At 59.1% G+C, this 15,097-nt stretch carries 15 protein-coding genes; 8 read left to right on the top strand and 7 right to left on the bottom strand.

Annotation, left to right across the window (positions count from 1 at the left end):
• Window positions 1-29: 29 nt before the first annotated feature.
• Entirely contained in the window at window positions 30-836 is an 807-nt protein-coding gene (locus HBO09_RS05155) for a TatD family hydrolase (RefSeq protein ID WP_169996721.1), read from the bottom strand.
• A 235-nt stretch (window positions 837-1,071) separates the two neighbouring features.
• On the opposite strand from HBO09_RS05155, the gene HBO09_RS05150 reads away from it, so the two are divergent.
• From HBO09_RS05150 to HBO09_RS05140, 3 genes are all read left to right on the top strand, one after another.
• Window positions 1,072-2,493 carry a transglycosylase SLT domain-containing protein gene (locus HBO09_RS05150; RefSeq protein ID WP_169996723.1) on the top strand — a complete coding sequence of 474 codons (1,422 nt, stop codon included), beginning with the start codon at window positions 1,072-1,074 and terminating at the stop codon, window positions 2,491-2,493.
• Window positions 2,494-2,596: 103 nt separating this feature from the next.
• Window positions 2,597-3,031 carry a DoxX family protein gene (locus HBO09_RS05145; protein ID WP_169996725.1) on the top strand — a complete coding sequence of 145 codons (435 nt, stop codon included), beginning with the start codon at window positions 2,597-2,599 and terminating at the stop codon, window positions 3,029-3,031.
• Between the two features lie 247 nt (window positions 3,032-3,278).
• Entirely contained in the window at window positions 3,279-3,587 is a 309-nt protein-coding gene (locus HBO09_RS05140) for a class I SAM-dependent methyltransferase (protein ID WP_169996727.1), read from the top strand.
• A gap of 9 nt (window positions 3,588-3,596) precedes the next feature.
• On the opposite strand, the gene HBO09_RS05135 is transcribed toward HBO09_RS05140, so the two are convergent.
• The 3 genes from HBO09_RS05135 to HBO09_RS05125 are packed head-to-tail and all read right to left on the bottom strand — an operon-like array spanning window position 3,597 to window position 7,053.
• Complete coding sequence (locus HBO09_RS05135; RefSeq protein WP_262381180.1) at window positions 3,597-5,378, bottom strand: Gldg family protein; 1,782 nt, start codon at window positions 5,376-5,378, stop codon at window positions 3,597-3,599.
• 26 nt (window positions 5,379-5,404) lie between these two features.
• Window positions 5,405-6,130: an ABC transporter permease gene (locus tag HBO09_RS05130; protein WP_169996732.1), complete on the bottom strand. Its 726-nt coding sequence runs from the start codon at window positions 6,128-6,130 to the stop codon at window positions 5,405-5,407.
• Window positions 6,127-7,053: an ABC transporter ATP-binding protein gene (locus tag HBO09_RS05125; protein WP_169996734.1), complete on the bottom strand. Its 927-nt coding sequence runs from the start codon at window positions 7,051-7,053 to the stop codon at window positions 6,127-6,129. The genes HBO09_RS05130 and HBO09_RS05125 overlap by 4 nt, the downstream gene beginning before the upstream one ends.
• 310 nt (window positions 7,054-7,363) lie before the next feature.
• On the opposite strand from HBO09_RS05125, the gene HBO09_RS05120 reads away from it, so the two are divergent.
• Together HBO09_RS05120 and greB are read left to right on the top strand one after the other, a co-directional pair.
• Window positions 7,364-8,557, top strand: a complete 1,194-nt coding sequence (locus HBO09_RS05120) for a hypothetical protein (RefSeq protein ID WP_169996737.1) — start codon at window positions 7,364-7,366, stop codon at window positions 8,555-8,557.
• A 138-nt stretch (window positions 8,558-8,695) separates the two neighbouring features.
• Window positions 8,696-9,169, top strand: a complete 474-nt coding sequence (greB, locus tag HBO09_RS05115) for a transcription elongation factor GreB (RefSeq protein WP_169996778.1) — start codon at window positions 8,696-8,698, stop codon at window positions 9,167-9,169.
• Window positions 9,170-9,236: 67 nt separating this feature from the next.
• Here the strand turns inward: greB and HBO09_RS05110 are convergent, their stop codons facing one another.
• Together HBO09_RS05110 and HBO09_RS05105 are read right to left on the bottom strand one after the other, a co-directional pair.
• Window positions 9,237-11,747, bottom strand: a complete 2,511-nt coding sequence (locus HBO09_RS05110; RefSeq protein WP_169996739.1) for an ABC transporter permease — start codon at window positions 11,745-11,747, stop codon at window positions 9,237-9,239.
• Window positions 11,747-12,430 carry an ABC transporter ATP-binding protein gene (locus tag HBO09_RS05105; protein WP_029297972.1) on the bottom strand — a complete coding sequence of 228 codons (684 nt, stop codon included), beginning with the start codon at window positions 12,428-12,430 and terminating at the stop codon, window positions 11,747-11,749. The genes HBO09_RS05110 and HBO09_RS05105 overlap by 1 nt, the downstream gene beginning before the upstream one ends.
• Before the next feature lie 10 nt (window positions 12,431-12,440).
• On the opposite strand from HBO09_RS05105, the gene HBO09_RS05100 reads away from it, so the two are divergent.
• From HBO09_RS05100 to HBO09_RS05090, 3 genes are read left to right on the top strand one after another with little or no spacing between them, the layout of a single operon-like run.
• A complete protein-coding gene (locus tag HBO09_RS05100; RefSeq protein WP_169996742.1) occupies window positions 12,441-13,046 on the top strand; it encodes an arylesterase in 606 nt (201 codons plus the stop codon).
• Between the two features lie 56 nt (window positions 13,047-13,102).
• The gene (locus HBO09_RS05095; RefSeq protein WP_029297976.1) at window positions 13,103-13,399 is read left to right on the top strand and encodes a hypothetical protein; all 297 of its coding nucleotides are present in this window, start codon (window positions 13,103-13,105) and stop codon (window positions 13,397-13,399) included.
• Window positions 13,400-13,458: 59 nt separating this feature from the next.
• A complete protein-coding gene (locus tag HBO09_RS05090) occupies window positions 13,459-14,427 on the top strand; it encodes a L,D-transpeptidase family protein (protein WP_169996744.1) in 969 nt (322 codons plus the stop codon).
• Window positions 14,428-14,561: 134 nt separating this feature from the next.
• Here the strand turns inward: HBO09_RS05090 and oprI are convergent, their stop codons facing one another.
• Window positions 14,562-14,813: an outer membrane lipoprotei OprI gene (gene oprI, locus HBO09_RS05085; protein WP_003172710.1), complete on the bottom strand. Its 252-nt coding sequence runs from the start codon at window positions 14,811-14,813 to the stop codon at window positions 14,562-14,564.
• Between the last annotated feature and the right edge of the window lie 284 nt (window positions 14,814-15,097).

Below are 15,097 nucleotides of genomic sequence, written 5' to 3'. Positions count from 1 at the left end.
TGGGTGTTGATATGGGTCAATGCACCGCGTCAATCCAACGCAGGCAGGCCGAAAAACCCACGGGCGCAGGCGGAGCTGTGTTGGGCCAGGTCTTCCAGGCTTTCTTCGCGGTGCAGGGCTACTTCGCGCAACACCTCCGGCAGGTAGGCTGGCTCATTGCGCCCGTTCTTCGGTTTGGGCCGTAGGGTGCGCGGTAGGAGGTAGGGCGCGTCGCTTTCCAGCATCAGGCGGCCCCGGGGGATTTCCCGGACCAGCGGGTGCAGGTGCGTGCCACGGCGTTCGTCACAGATCCAGCCGGTGATACCGATATGCAGGTCCAGATCGAGGTAGCTGAACAGCGCACGTTGTTCGCCAGTGAAGCAGTGCACCACCGCGGCGGGCAGTTGATCACGGTAGTCGCGCAGGATCTCCAGCAGGCGCTGGTTGGCGTCCCGTTCATGGAGAAACACCGGCAACTGCAATTCGACGGCCAATGCCAGGTGGGCTTCGAGGACTTTTTCCTGCTGGGGGCGGGGTGAGAAATCACGGTTGAAGTCCAGCCCGCATTCACCCACGGCCCGCACCCGGTCCTGGCTGAGCAGGTCGCGCAGTTGCCGTGCACTGTCGGCGTTCCAGTCGCTGGCGCTATGGGGGTGAATGCCTGCGGTGCAGAACAATCGTCGGGCGCTTGGATCCCAGCGCTGGCACAGGTCCAGGGCTTGTTCGCTGCCGGGCACGCTGGTGCCGGTGACGACCAGTTGGCCCACGCCGGCGGCATAGGCGCGGTCGAGCACGGCCTGGTGTTTGTCGTCGAAACTGGGGTTGGTCAGGTTGACGCCAATATCAATGAGTTGCATGGTGCTATCTCCGCCTGCGGCCGGAAAGTCTATCAGAGCTGTAGATTTATAAGAAAAGCCAAGAACTACAACGAGTTATCGCTGTCTTTGAACGTCGCAAGTAACACCGTGGTTGGCCGATGGCCTGCTGCTGTGACACCCTTGCGCCCAAAGTCTGCGCCTCTGGCGCTCTGTTTCTGTCCCCCAATGTGGCGTTTTTCGCGATGCATGGGGCCTTGTTCTTTCCGGAGAGCGGATGATCCGACCCTCGGCATTGCTCATGGTATGCCTGACGCTACTGCTGCCCAACGCGGCGGTTGCGCGCCTGGACGGGCCGCTGGAAGTGACCAAGCCGGGCAAGGTCCGCGACCTGGCCGAAATCCGCAGCAGCCGCACGTTGCGCGTGCTGGTCAACCAGAGTCGCAACAGTTCCGGTGAAGTCCAGGGCCAGTCAATTGGTGTCGAGTACCATCGCCTGCGGGCCTTCGAGCACTACCTCAATGGCCGGGCCCGCGATGGCCAGGAAATCAACCTCAAGATCATTCCCAAGGCCAAGGATCAGTTGTTGGGCGCGTTGGCCCGTGGCGAAGGCGACCTGGTGGCGCCCGGTGAGCTACTGGATGCGACGGCTGCCCACAAGATCAGCAGCAGTGACCCGATTGCCAGTGACGTGCCGCTGTGGCTGGTGGGTCTCAAGGGCGAGCGGCGGTTTACCCGGTTGGAACAACTCTCCGGGCGCACCCTGGCCCTGACCACGGGCAGCGCAGCGGGGGAGGCGGTCAATCAGATCAACCAGAAGCTGGCGCTGCGCAAGCTGCCGCCGGTCAAGGTGGAATGGGTGGACCCCAGCCTGGCGGTGGAAGATGTGCTGGAGATGGTCCAGGCCGGGATCTTCCACTTGACCATTGTCGAGCGCCCGATTGCCGAGCGCTGGTCGAAGATCCTGCCCAAGTTGCGTTTCGACAAGCAAGTAGCGATCAGCGAGCCGGGCGAGGAGTACTGGTTTGTGCGCCAGGATGCGTCGATGCTGCGGGCCAGCATCGACCGCTTCCTGAAAACCTACACGACCCCGTCAGACCAGGATGTAGCTTTCCAGCGTATCTATCGGCGCCTCTATCAGGTGCGCTACCCCTTGGCGCGGGCTGATCGTCAGCGCTTGGAAAAACTGCGCCCGGTCCTGCAAAAGCATGCCCGCGAACAAGGCATGGACTGGCTGAACCTGGCGGCCCTGGCCTTCAAGGAGTCGTCCTTCAACCCCGCCGCGAAAAGTGGCAGTGGGCCGACGGGCCTGATGCAGATCACCCCTTCGGCCGCCCAGCGGGTAGGGGTCAACAATATCCAGACCCTGGACAGCAATGTGCAGGCGGGGGCGCGCTACCTGGCCCTGATTCGCCGCAAGTTCTTCGCCAGCCCCAAGCTCAACGAGCGCGAACGTATGGCGTTCGTCCTGGCCGCCTACAACATGGGCCCGGAACGGGTGCAGGGCATGCGCGCCGAGGCCAGGCGCCGGGGTTTGAACCCCAATCAGTGGTTCTTCCAGGTGGAGCGCATCGCCATGGAGCAGGTCGGAATGGGCGGCGTCAGCTATGTTAATAGCGTGAACAAGTACTACTTGGCCTTTGATCGGGAACGGGACTCCCTGGAACCGGTGACGTCCAAGGTCGCCTCACGCAAATAATCTAATTTATCGATATTGATTAGCGCTTTTTTCGGCTTTTATCATTCTTTAAACTGATTAATATAGCGGCCAACCCACCCCATCATCGAAAAGGATTATCTACATGAGCCCAATGATCAAAAACGTTCTGTCCACCCGTGCAGGCTTTGGCTTGACTGTCTTGCGGATTTTCGTCGGCATCATTTTTGCCGCCCACGGTTCGCAAAAACTCTTTGGCTGGTTCGGCGGTGGCGGCCTGGCGGGGACGGCGCAGTGGATGGAGAGCATCGGCCTGGCACCGGGTACGCTGATGGCCCTGTTGTCGGGCGGCACTGAATTCTTTGCTGGCCTGGCGCTGATCATTGGCTTGCTGGCACGCCCAGCGGCGCTGGGTTTGACCATTGTCTCGCTGGTGGCGATTTTCTCGGTGCATATCAGCAACGGTTTGTTCATGGCCAACAACGGCTATGAGTTCGCCCTGGCACTGCTGGGCGGCACTGTGGCGGTCCTGTTCGAAGGTGCTGGCAAGCTGTCTGCCGACCGCGCCATCGCCAATTGATCTTGCTGCACACGTGTTAAAGGCCCGCCCTGTGCGGGCCTTTTTCGTTGTACGGGATTCTTGACACCGCCCCACCGGCTTCTCTAGGATGCTGCATGCGCCGATTTAAACAGCTAATTGCGGGGCGCCACAGGGACTCGTTGCAGTCCCGACAGAAGCCTGCTCCAGGTTTCGAAATACCGCTAAAGCGCTGGTTCGGTGTTGCCTCTCACCTGCCCGCAGACTTTTGAGGCAGAGACACGACACGATGAATGCACTACGACCTCTTGTACGCCTGGCCCCGATCACTGCGGGCCTCACTCAGCGCAACCCTAAGATCCTCCTTGGCGGCAAGCACCAGCCGACGCTGTTGCGGTACCTGGATGGCTGGCCCCGCCGTACTGGTCGTCCTTCGGCCTTCCTGATCCAGTTTGTCGAAGACGGCGAGTCCCTGGCGCGCTTTGCCACGGACAGCTTTGACCTGGCGGTGATCCAGGCGCCCAACGCCGAAGATGCCGGTGAGTTCATCCGACACCTGACCCGCGTGGCACGCCAGGGCTTGATTACCCGTCGCTGACCGCGACACTCAATAGAATGCTGCGGCAGGTGGATGTTGGCGACGACGGTGCGACATGAGAACCCCCAGCCCTAGCAGGCTCACTATCAACGGAACAGGGATGATAGTGAGCAGTGCCACGGTGTGTTCCAACTGTCGGACGTCCTTGTAGGCTTCCTTTTCCAGGGTGTGAAGCTCCATGCGCAGGCGCAGGCGTTCTTTGTTAAGCGCCTGCAGCAGCGTGTTGGAGGAGAGGGCCTGGCTCCCCAGCATTGATGACGGCGTGTTCAGCGTCTGCCATTCCTTTTCGGCCTGATCCAGGCGTTGCTCCAGGAGGCTGGCTTTTTTCCGGTAGGACTGCGCAGCTTCGTTGCGCATTTTGTCCAGCAACCCTGGCTGTTGCGCGTCGCTCGCGCGAGGGCTGATAGCGCTTAGTGTGTCAGGCGCCGCCAGGTTATCCAGGGTATTGAAGACAAACCTGGCATTGCCCGGGCGCTGCGCTTGTTGTCCATCGGCAGTGCGTGCGGCCAGCCAGACGCGGTCACTGAGCACGTCAGTGTCGGCAACCAGTACCACATGGATATTGGCGGCCTTTTGCAACGTCGCTTTCTGGCCATTGATGCCGTCAGGAAAGGCGGAATAGGCGGGGCCCTGTATCCGTGCTGCGATCACATTCGGCCGGCCGCGAATGGAGGCCTCGCTGAGCATGGAGTCGAATCCATCCTGTTGGGCGAAGCGTGCGCCATCGAACGTATAGGCTCGCCCTGAGCTCTGGAGCAACGGAGTGAAGGTGGTGCGGCTTTTTTTCAGGGGCATGAGCGTACCGGAATTCAACAGCGTTACCCTGTCAACGCCCCAGGTGCTGATATCGTGCTGCGCCATTGCCTCCCGGGGGAGGGTCAGCGCCCCAGGATGGCGTACGGGTGCTTGGCCACTCGCGACTACTACCGGCGTTGCATAAAGGCTGTCTGCCAATACCTGGTTCGCCGGAATCTGTACGCCCCATGCGGTGAGCAGGCTTTGCTGGCCTGGGTTCTCGGTGGTTGAGCCCGGATCATCCAGGGGGTCGATAAACATCATCAACTTGCCCCCTGCCAGGACAAATTGATCAATGGCAAAAAGGGCCTGTTCCGGTAGTCGAGCGGGCTGGACCACCATCAAGGTCTTGACGTGCCCGGGGATGCGCGAAATGTCGCTGCCCAGGCTCATCAGATTGAACTGACCGCGCAGTTCCTTGAGCAACTGCCATGGTGGTGCGATTTGCTGATTGCGTTCATCCCGGCTGCCGTCCACGGTTATTCCGGAGATCAGGCCGATTACTGGCTGTTCCTGGCGTGCGACATTGTGGATCAAGTGGCTGATCTCATACTCCAGGAAGTTCGCCTGGGCCGGGTCGAATCGTTGGATTTTCTGAGGTTCATGGTTGGCACGGGTACCGATGAGCCCAAATAGCCCCTGCTTTCTATCCAGGCCCAATGACTCTGCCTTGTACTCCTCCTCTGAAAAGGGTTCAGGGTCAATCAGGTGCAGCGTAACGTTGCCCTTTGATGCGCTTTCATAGGCCTTGAGCAGCAGGGCGATGTACGCGCCATGGCTTTTCAATGCTTCACTTTTACTGGCGTGGCTGGCGTTGAAAAAATATACGTCCATGGGGCTTTCAAGCCCCGCGAGCAGGGCCTGCGTCGAAGGCGACAGGGTATGGATTTTTTTCTCTGAGAGGTCCAGACGATAATTGGGCAGCTTCAGTGCCCAAACCAGATTGAAGGCAAGAAAAAGCAGGGCAATGACGATCAACGTCATGCCGAAGTGCATGAGGTTCCTCATGGGGATTTCCTTTCTCAGCTTTTCCTGAAATTTAAAGTAAGGGTGGTCGCGGTGAGGAACGCAATGATCATGCTTATGAAGTACAACGTGTCGTGCAGCGTCAGAAGGCCACTATCTATCGCGCTGAAACGTATCTGTGGGTTGAGTGAAATTAAACTGTCGATTACCCAGATGGGTGCCTGATGGTCCAACATATCCAGTACTAGCGATAACGTGCTTACTGCCAACAGTAGCGCGAGTGTGATGGTGAAAATAATAAGGCGATTGTAGGCCAGCACACAGATCAGGCAGGCGAATGAAAGATAAGCACCTGCCAGTAGCCAACTCCCGATGAACTGGGCCAGCATGGTCGAATACTCCGCTATGCCCAGGTAGTTTATGGTAATGATCAGCGGGAAGTTCAATAAAATCGTTAACGCGCAGAGGGTCCAGGCGGCCAAAAATTTGCCCAGTGTCAGCTCGAAGGCAGATACTGGCAGTGTGCTTGTAAAGTAGAATGCATCGTCTTTGTGCTCGTTCGCCCAAAGCAGTGTTGAAATAAAAGGAATGAAAAAAAGATAAAGCCAAGGATGGAACTGAAAAAACGCGTGTAAGTTTTCCTGAGTGTCTTCCAAGAAGTTTCCTACATGCAAGCCGAGCACGGTGTTGGCAATCAAGAAGATCGCGATACCAAAGTAAGTAGTCGGGTTCGATAAGTAACTGCTCAGTTGCCGCTTGAATATCACGGGTAGACGTTTCAATTGAGTGCCTCCTGGCTCAAATGGTGGATGACATCGCTCAGGCGCCCCGGCTCAAGGCTCAGGGTGTTGATCTTCCAGCGACGGTTGGCAACCAGGGCATTGACGTGTGGATAGATGATTTGCCCCGGCATCGCGAGCACGGTCACGCTGCCGGCGGCATGCCGGTGTTCTTCGATGCCAGCCACTCCCGGGAGCACGGCCAGTGCCAGCAGGTCCAGGGGGGTATCGGCGGCCAGAGTGATTGCCTGGTAATGGTGCGAACTGCGCTGTAGCTCGCTGATGGGGGCATCGGCCAGCAATCTTCCCTCGGCTATAACCAGCGCCCGCTGACAGATACAGGAGAACTCTTCGGGATTGCGTGAGGCGACGATGACCGTCATGTCTTCGGCCAGGGACTGGATGAGCGTCCCGACCTTTTGTTTTTGCAGAGGATCCAGGCCAGCGGTGGGCTCATCGAGTAACAGCAGTCTGGGGTCATGCAGGATGGCTTGGGCCAGCGCCACTTTGCGCTGGTGCCCTTGAGGAAGGGTTGCGATAGGTGAGTCAAGTACTCGCCAGAGCTCCAGGCGGGTGATTGCCCGATCAACCATCTTGCGTTTTTCCAGGCCACGCAGTCCGCGTATCTCGGCCATGAAACCCAGGAAGTTCTTGACTGTCATGTTGCCGTGGCCGAGTGCCGATTCAGGTTGATAACCTATTGTTTTTTTCGCCTTTATGGGATGGATGGAGATATCCGTGCCATATATTTTTATCGTGCCGGAAGTTACCGGAATAGCGCCTGAAAGCAATTTGAGTAATGTGCTTTTGCCTGCGCCATCATGTCCAAACAATCCTAGACATTCGCGGGGGCTAGCGCTAAACGTCAAGTTGTCAATGGCCATTGTCCGTCCGGTTTTTTTTGTTAGATTTGTTATTTCGATCATTGGACTTTTCTACTTGGTTGTTTGCCGGGGCATGCGGAGTATGCAGTGGCTCCATAAGCCTGTTTTTCAGGTTGAAAATGGCCGAAGGTCGTGGGTGAAAAAGTGTTGATCAAGTGTTTAAGGTGCGGTTTTGTTAAAAAATGGTACGTTCAATAGGGGCGATTGGAAACGCTGAAACGCTGGAATAAGGTAAGTCCTACATGTGCCTCAATCACTCGCTGAAACAATTGTGTTGCTCTTGGTGAAGTGTTGATTTTGATTTGATAGATGGCGTGTATATGAAGTACTGCCGTAATGGAGTCCGATACTGATGATGCTTCTACGTACTCTTGTTCTTGAACATTCTGGTCATGATTCCCCGGTTAACGGTGCATTGCTCTGTTGCTTTGCGGTGCCGCAAATCGCTGCGAACTTTCTTGTCTATAGCCTGGACGAAGAGGTCGAGCCCGGGAGCTCACGTGTCTATATCGCTGCATTGCGCAAAAAGGCCGAGCGGTATTTTCTTGGAGGTATCGAGTCCAAGGACAACCTGCAACTGGCGATGAGCGTCCTCAAACAGATCATCACTCTGGCCACCGCATCCGGGGTCAAGGATGGCAATGGCTCGGAGTCGCAGGTGCCTTATCACTTCATTGATTTGAAGGGCAGCAAGCTACCGACGGCGAGGCCAGAGGATCACCACTCGCTGATGATCAAGAAGGTATTGGTGATGAAGGTGATCACCCTGGGGACTTCAGTCATTGGCCTGCCTGCGATTGAGAGCGCCGAGCTGATTGTGCCGTCCATTCGCTTCTCGTCAAAAATGGTGTCGCCACCCAGTACGGCAAGTCTTGCTGAGACTGTGGCGCCGGAGCCGGACGAGGAGCCGACGGTAGTTTTGCCGGCGTTAACGGCTGTTGAGCCATTACCTACTGCGCCAAAGACGTCGCAGCCCCAGCAACCTGCTCCGCGAGTGCAGGAGACTGTGGCACCACCCGAAGTCGTCCCGCCAGCCGTAGTGCCGGATCAGGCGTCCCTGCTTGAAGTGGATACCACGCTGACCAACCTTGCCCGTGTGGCGCAAGAGTTGACGCAACAGAAGCGCGCGGCGTTTGAGCAGCAGGAGGAACTTGAGCAGCAGAGAAGTCAGTTGCTACGGGAAAAAAACGCACTGGAGCAGGCCAATCAACAGTTGGCGGCGCTGGAGACTGACTTGCAGCAAAGAACCCTGGCGTTGAAGGGGCGTGAAGAGCACCAGGCCCGGGAGGCGCAGTTGCAGCAGGCAGAGCAACGCCGCCTGGAGGGTTGGGCGCGTGAGATCGAAGATGAATCGTTCAGGCTGCAGGCGCTGGATCGGGCAACCCAGCAACAGGCTGAGCAACTGGCGAGCAACATGGGGCAGTTATCGGGCCTAAGGGGCGATCTGAAGGCGTTGTTGTATCGCCTGGACGCAACCTTGTTTCCTGCAGAAAAGATCGACCGGCAGCGCGGCGTGGATGCGGGCAATGTACCTGGTCCCGATTGACCAGGGGAATCAGGCCTGGATACTTTCTGGCGTTCATTTATGATCAAGGCCGACCGGTTGCCGTCAGGCAGCCAGTGCATCTTTTGCGGATGCGGCAGTGGTCTGAACCAATGGAAATTTCCGAGGGATGTGACGCTTTTGAGTACCAAGCTGATTACCAAAGAAGGTCATGAAGCGCTGAAGAAAGAGCTTGATTACCTGTGGCGAGAAAAGCGTCCTGATACCACGCGCAAAGTGACTTGGGCAGCGTCGCTGGGAGATCGCAGCGAGAACGCCGACTACCAGTACAACAAGAAGCTGCTGCGCGAAATCGATCGCCGGGTGCGTTACCTGCGCAAGCGCCTGGAAGATATGCGGGTGGTGGAATACATGCCCGAGCAGGAGGGCAAGGTGTTCTTCGGGGCTTGGGTGGATATCGAGAACGAGCAGGGGGAAACCAAGCGTTTTCGAATCGTGGGCTATGACGAGATTTATGAGCGCATGGACTACATTTCCATCGACTCACCCATGGCCAGGGCCTTGCTGCGTAAAGAGGTGGATGATGAAGCCATTGTGCAGACACCAAGCGGCGAAATGTGCTGGTGGATCACCGGCATCGAGTACATCAGGTAGGCGCCGGCTTGCTGGCGATGGCGCTTGTAGGAACGCCGGCTCCCAAACGGGAGCCGGTGTTTTTGTTTCAACCCTCGCGCAATACCGCCAGCGGGCTGGCGTTCAACGCTCGGCGCGTACCGAATACCCCGGCACCGCCAATCAACACTGCACCAATCACTGGAAGCACCAGCAGCCAGGGGTGAGGGTGCCAGACCAGGTCAAAAGCATAGCGATACAGGACCAGAGTCACCAGTTCGGTACCCAGCGCGGCCAGCAGTCCGCTGACCGCACCCAGTAGCCCGAACTCGATACGCCGGGCCTTGACCAGCAACCTGCGTTCCGCACCCAGGGCGCGCAACAAGGCGCCCTGGCGGATGCGTTCGTCCAGGGTGGCCTGAAGGCCGGAGAACAGCACCGCCATGCCAGCCGCCAGGACAAACAGCAGCACGTATTCCACGGCCAGCGTGACCTGGGCCAGGATGCTGCGCAATTGGGCAAGCAGCGCCTCGACCTGCAGGATGGTCACCGCCGGAAAGGCTCGGGACAGATCGACGATCTGCTGGTCATGGCCGGCGGCCAGATAAAAGCTGGTCAAGTATGTGGCCGGCAGGTCCTTGAGGGTGCCCGGTTGGAAGATCATGAAGAAGTTGGGTTGGAAGTTGTCCCAATTGATCTCCCGCAAGCTGGTGACCCTGGCCTCACGGTTTTCTCCGCCAACGGTGAAGATCAGGTGATCGTTGAGTTTGAGCTTGAGGCTGTCGGCGACCTTGGCCTCTACCGACACACCTGGAATGGCATCGCCCGGCTGATCCGACCACCAAGTGCCTGATGTCAGGGTGTTGCCCGGGGGCAGGTTGGCCGCCCAGGTCAGGCTCAAGTCCCGTTGTATCGCGCGATCGCCGCTGGAGTCCTTGCTGACAATTTCCTGGACCGGCTCGCCGTTGATGCTGATCAGGCGTCCCGGCACCACGGGATACAAGGGCGCTGCCTGCGCCTGCAGTTCAAGCAGGCGGGCACCGAAGGCGTCCTTGTCGGCCGGCAGGATGTTGAGGGCGAAATAGTTGGGTGCATCCTTGGGCAACTGGTTCTGCCAGGTGTCCAGTAACTCGCCACGCAGCAGGGCGATCAAACCCATCGATAGCAGGATCAGGCCAAACGCCAGAGACTGGCCCGCCGCCGCCAACGGGTGACGTAACAACTGGCCCAAACCCAGGCGCCAGGGCAGGGCGGCGCGCGCCAGCAGGCGGCGCAAGCTTTGTAACAACAGCAGGAGCAGGCCACCGAGGATCAGCGCGGCGATAACCCCACCGCCCAGTAGGGCGAAGGTCAGCACCAGGTCCAGGCTCAGGCGCCACATGATCAGGCCCAGGGCAAACAACGCCGCGCCATACACCATCCAGGTACTGGAGGGGATCGGCAGCAAGTCGCGCCGCAATACCCGCAGCGGCGGGACTCGGCCCAGGGCGGCCAGAGGGGGCAGGGCAAAACCGGCCAGGGCCACCAGCCCGGTACCGATGCCAGCGACAGCGGGCAGCAGTCCACCCGGCGGCACGTCTGCCGGCAGCAGATCGTGCAACAGGTAAAATAGCCCCAACTGTGCAAGCCAGCCCAGTGCCGCACCAGCGAGGCTGGCCAGCAAGCCTAGGACAGTCAGTTGCAGGCTGAACAACAGCATGGTTTCCCGGCGCGACAGACCCAGGCAACGCAACAGTGCGCTGGCGTCGAAGCGGCGGCTGGCAAAGCGGTTCGCCGACAAGGCCACAGCCACCCCGGACAGCAGCACGGCGACCAGGCTGGCCATGTTCAGGTAGCGCTCGGCCTTGCCCAGGGCACCCCCGATCTGTTGGTTTCCGTCCCGTGCGTCCTGCAGGCGCTGGTTGGCGGCCAGCCCCGGGGTTATCTGGTCGCGGTAGGTCTGCAGGGCGGTACTGGCTTGCGGCGCGCGCCACAGCTCGCGGTAGCTGACCCGGCTGCCGGGCTGGACTACGCCGGTGGCCTCAAGGTCGGCCAGGTTGATCATCACCCGTGGGGTGAGGCTATAGAAGTTGCCGGCTCGATCCGGCTCATAGGTAAGGACCCGGCCCAGGCGCAGGGTTTTCATGCCCACGTCGATGCTGTCGCCGACTTTCAGGTCCAGTGCCGTCAGCAGGCGTGCTTCGACCCAGGCCTCGCCGGCTTTCGGCCCGCCGCCCGAGGTTTCTTCGGCAAATGGCTCGGCCGCGCTTTTCAGTTGGCCGCGAAGAGGGTATTGCTCGTTGACTGCCTTGATACTCGATAGCTGAATGCCGTTGTCGGTGGCGATGACGCTGGAGAACTCCACCACCCTGGCGTGCGCCAGGCCCAGTTGCGTGCCGCTGGTTACCTGCTCGGGACGGGCAGGAGAACTGCCCTCCAGCACGAGGTCGGCGCCGAGGAACTCGGTGGCGCGCAGCAGCATCGCGCCGTTGAGCCGCGCCCCGAAATAACCGATGGCAGTGCTGGCGGCCACAGCCACCAGCAGGGCGAAGAACAACACGCGCAATTCACCGGCGCGGGCATCGCGCAATAACTGGCGTAGGGCAAGGCTGAACAGGCGCAACAGCGGCAGACGTGCCATCAAGGCTCCAGGGGCTCGACCATCAGGCCGGCTTCAAGGCGGATCAGGCGTCGGCAGCGATGGGCCAGGCGCTCGTCGTGGGTCACCAGCACCAGGGTGGTGCCGTTCTCTTTATTGAGCTCAAACAGCAGGTCGCTGATGCGCTCGCCGGTGTGGCTGTCGAGGTTGCCGGTGGGTTCATCGGCAAACAGCACGTCCGGCTCGGCAGCGAATGCCCGGGCAATCGCCACGCGTTGCTGCTCGCCACCGGAGAGCTGGCGGGGCGAATGGGTCAGGCGCTGGCCCAGACCGACCCGTTCGAGCAAGTGCCTGGCGCGTTCGCGGGCGTCCTTGCGCCCGTCCAGCTCGAGGGGCAGCATGACGTTTTCCAGGGCATTGAGGCTGTCGAGCAACTGGAACGACTGGAACACAAAGCCGACGTGTTCAGCGCGGATACGTGCCCGTTGATCTTCGTCGAGGACGCTCAGGGCCTGGCCGGCGAGGGTGACTTCACCGCTGCTGGGCAGGTCGAGCCCGGCCAGCAGGCCAAGGAGCGTGGACTTTCCGGAACCGGAACTGCCGACGATGGCCAGGCTATCGCCCTTGTTCAGTTCCAGGCTCAGTTCGTGCAGGATGGTCAGTTCACCTTCCGCGCTGGGAACCACTTTGCTAAGGTTCTGCGCGGTGAGAATGCATGCGCCCATGGAGAATCCGATGCGAATATGGTTTTTGAGTGCTGGCCTGGCCCTGATGTGCATGGCCCAGAACGCAGCGGCGGGTACTGTCCTGATCGTTGGCGATAGTATCAGTGCCGGTTTCGGCCTGGATACCAGCAAAGGGTGGGTCGCACTGCTGGAGCAACGCCTCAAGCAGGAGGGTTTCGACGATAAAGTGGTCAACGCCTCCATCAGCGGCGACACCAGTGCCGGAGGCTTGGCGCGGCTGCCGGCGGCGCTTGCAGAGCATAAGCCCGACGTGGTGGTGATCGAGTTGGGGGGGAACGACGGCTTGCGCGGTCAGCCCCCGGCGCAATTGCAACAAAATCTTGCGTCGATGATTGACCAGTCCAAGGCCGGTGGCGCCAAGGTGTTGCTGTTGGGGATGCAGTTGCCGCCCAATTATGGCCCGCGATACACCACCGCATTTGCCGAAGTCTATGGTGTGTTGGCCAAGGAAAAAAACGTCCCCCTGGTGCCGTTTTTCCTTGAGGGTGTGGGGGGCGATCCGCAGATGATGCAGGCTGATCAACTGCACCCGGCAGTCGGCGCCCAGGCCAAGTTGCTGGAAAATGTCTGGCCGACGCTAAAACCGCTGTTATGACGCTTTTCTAGCAGCGGTCTTTCGGCTAAGGTGGCGCCCCCGATTTGGAGCCCCCGATGTCGTCGCGTCCTGCCTGGTCCCTGTTTGCCTACCAACTGATCGAGCCCGACGAGCAGCTGGATTTGTTCGCCTGCCAGGAAGTGAAGGTGCACCTGGTGACGCGCCAGTTGGAACTGGGTGGCACCATCGATCGCACGCTCTGCGGCACATTGTTGCCTGCCCAACCTCGCTGGTCCTCTGTGGATCGTTCGATCTTCCAGGACCAGCGCCTGTGCCCCTTGTGCCGGGCGATTCTCGAATCGCAAAAGCGCGGCACGCCGCCTATCTGGCCTGAGTTGCGTTTCGAGCTTTAAGGGCAGGTACACGCTACAATCGCCATTTTACCCTCGTCGATCTGTGAAGGATTTTCCGGATGTTGTCGCGCCTGTCTGTCGTCACCCGTTGCCTGTCTCTCGCTGCATTGTGCGCAGTTGGTCCTGCTGCAGCCCTGCAACTGCCCCTGCCACCGCCGGGTGAGGACATTGTCGGCCAGGTTCAGGTGATCAAGGCCAAGTACGAAGACACGTTTGCCGACCTGGGGGTTACTTATGACCTGGGCTATTCGGAGATGGTCGCGGCCAACCCCGGCGTCGATGCCTGGTTGCCGGGGGCCGGGGTCGAGATTGTGCTGCCGACCCGTTTCATTTTGCCGCCAGGTCCCCGGGAAGGCATCGTGATCAACCTGGCGGAGTACCGTCTGTACTATTACCCCAAGGGCCAGGACGTGGTGTACACCTTCCCGCTCGGAATCGGTCGTGAAGGCTGGGGCTCGCCGATTGCCCATACCAGCATCATTGCCAAGACCCCCAACCCGACCTGGACCCCACCCGCGTCGATCAAGGCCGAGCATGCGGCGGACGGCGACCCGCTGCCCAATGTGGTGCCGGCCGGTCCCGACAACCCCCTGGGGCCGTTCAAGTTCACCCTGGGTACGCCGGGCTACCTGATTCATGGTTCCAACAAGAAGTTCGGCATTGGTACCCGTACCAGTCATGGTTGCTTCCGCATGTTCAACAACAACGTGTTGGAGATGGCCAAGATGGTCCCGGTGGGTACGCCCGTGCGGATCATCAATGAGGCGTACAAGTTCGGCATCAGCGGCGGCAAGGTCTACCTGGAGGCCCACGCGCCATTGAACGATGATGGCACGCCGTCGGTGGTCGACAAGCACACGGCCGTCATCAACGCGATGCTCAAGCGCGAAGACCTGGCCAACAACCTGCGGGTCAACTGGGATGAAGTGCGTGATGTCGTCGCAGCCGAAGATGGCTTGCCCGCGCAGATCGGCGAGCCAGGAGCGGTGCCGATGGTCACCAGCATGCCGGTCGATCTGCAGCAGTAACACCTGCCGCCAATCGACGCCCGCCATGGATTGCTCCTGGCGGGCTTTTTATTGCCCGGGATTTAGAGCCGAATCCCGGGCAATAAAAAGCCGATCCAAAAATGGATCGGCTTGATAACAACCCCGAAGGATTATTACTTGCGGCTAGCTTTTTCAAGCATGCGCAGAGCGCGCTCGTTAGCTTCGTCAGCAGTCTGTTGTGCTTTTTGAGCAGCAGCCAGAGCTTCATCAGCTTTACGGTAGGCTTCGTCTGCACGAGCCTGGGAGCGAGCTGCTGCGTCTTCAGTTGCAGTCAGACGAGCTTCGGTTTCTTTGGAGACGCTGCTGCAACCGGTAGCCAGAACTGCGGCCAGAGCCAGAGCAGAGAATTTCAGAACGTTGTTCATCGTGTTCCCCTTCAAGGACTTTCTATTTAATGGCTACTATCTCAGAGTGAGCTAATAGCCGGCGTACATACTACCCATTACTTGTAGTAAGTAAACTGACGTAGCGCAAGAAGCAAAAAAAATTCTTGTGCTGAATCTATTTTGGCTAATCTTTAGCGAGTTTGTATAAAAAATATCCAGTTTTTGCTGCGCGGTCAGAGATTGGATCCAGGCTGAAAGCGCCGCCTGGCAAGTGTTAAACGTTGTAAGTCGATGTCAATTTATATATCTGCACCAATACTATT

It is taken from the genome of Pseudomonas sp. WS 5027 (assembly GCF_012985695.1).
Lineage (GTDB): Bacteria > Pseudomonadota > Gammaproteobacteria > Pseudomonadales > Pseudomonadaceae > Aquipseudomonas > Aquipseudomonas hygromyciniae.
The sequence above is the reverse complement of the archived record's forward strand: the minus strand, read 5'-3'. Positions and strand labels throughout refer to the sequence as shown.

What these genes read in the sequence shown, in the direction of transcription:
- HBO09_RS05155 (WP_169996721.1), bottom strand. Translation starts at nt 836, where the DNA reads ATGCAACTCATTGATATTGGCGTCAACCTGACCAACCCCAGTTTCGAC.
- HBO09_RS05125 (WP_169996734.1), bottom strand. Translation starts at nt 7,053, where the DNA reads ATGATCGAAATAACAAATCTAACAAAAAAAACCGGACGGACAATGGCC.
- HBO09_RS05100 (WP_169996742.1), top strand. Translation starts at nt 12,441, where the DNA reads ATGCGAATATGGTTTTTGAGTGCTGGCCTGGCCCTGATGTGCATGGCC.
- oprI (WP_003172710.1), bottom strand. Translation starts at nt 14,813, where the DNA reads ATGAACAACGTTCTGAAATTCTCTGCTCTGGCTCTGGCCGCAGTTCTG.
- HBO09_RS05135 (WP_262381180.1), bottom strand. Translation starts at nt 5,378, where the DNA reads ATGCACTTCGGCATGACGTTGATCGTCATTGCCCTGCTTTTTCTTGCC.
- HBO09_RS05110 (WP_169996739.1), bottom strand. Translation starts at nt 11,747, where the DNA reads ATGGCACGTCTGCCGCTGTTGCGCCTGTTCAGCCTTGCCCTACGCCAG.
- HBO09_RS05140 (WP_169996727.1), top strand. Translation starts at nt 3,279, where the DNA reads ATGAATGCACTACGACCTCTTGTACGCCTGGCCCCGATCACTGCGGGC.
- HBO09_RS05095 (WP_029297976.1), top strand. Translation starts at nt 13,103, where the DNA reads ATGTCGTCGCGTCCTGCCTGGTCCCTGTTTGCCTACCAACTGATCGAG.
- HBO09_RS05105 (WP_029297972.1), bottom strand. Translation starts at nt 12,430, where the DNA reads ATGGGCGCATGCATTCTCACCGCGCAGAACCTTAGCAAAGTGGTTCCC.
- HBO09_RS05150 (WP_169996723.1), top strand. Translation starts at nt 1,072, where the DNA reads ATGATCCGACCCTCGGCATTGCTCATGGTATGCCTGACGCTACTGCTG.
- HBO09_RS05090 (WP_169996744.1), top strand. Translation starts at nt 13,459, where the DNA reads ATGTTGTCGCGCCTGTCTGTCGTCACCCGTTGCCTGTCTCTCGCTGCA.
- HBO09_RS05120 (WP_169996737.1), top strand. Translation starts at nt 7,364, where the DNA reads ATGATGCTTCTACGTACTCTTGTTCTTGAACATTCTGGTCATGATTCC.
- HBO09_RS05145 (WP_169996725.1), top strand. Translation starts at nt 2,597, where the DNA reads ATGAGCCCAATGATCAAAAACGTTCTGTCCACCCGTGCAGGCTTTGGC.